General features: G+C 57.7%; 1 protein-coding gene. It reads left to right on the plus strand.

Annotation, left to right across the window (positions count from 1 at the left end; translation table 11 throughout):
* Positions 1-345, plus strand: a 345-nt coding sequence (locus JNA92_RS25640) for an IS66 family transposase (RefSeq protein ID WP_241807224.1), incomplete at both ends; no start/stop codon positions are given.

Consider the following 345-nt stretch of genomic DNA (forward strand, 5'->3'; position numbering starts at 1 on the left):
CGGCGAAGAAACCAGCGAGCAGCTCGATATCGTGCCGATGCAGATCCGCGTACTCAAACACGTGCGCAAGATCTATGGCTGCCGTGGTTGCGAGACTGCTCCTGTCACTGCTGACAAGCCCGCCCAGCTAATCGAAAAAAGCATGGCCAGCCCAAGCGTGCTGGCCATGCTGCTGACGACCAAGTACGTCGATGGCTTGCCGCTACACAGGTTTGAAAGTGTGCTGTCCCGCCACGGCATCGAGGTTCCACGACAAACCCTGGCGCGTTGGGTGATCCAGTGCAGTAAATACTTCCAGCCGCTGTTGAACCTGATGCGTGATCGGCTGCTGGAAAGTCCGGTGAT

It is taken from the genome of Pseudomonas putida, from assembly GCF_022627325.1.
Taxonomy (GTDB): Bacteria; Pseudomonadota; Gammaproteobacteria; order Pseudomonadales; family Pseudomonadaceae; genus Aquipseudomonas; species Aquipseudomonas putida_X.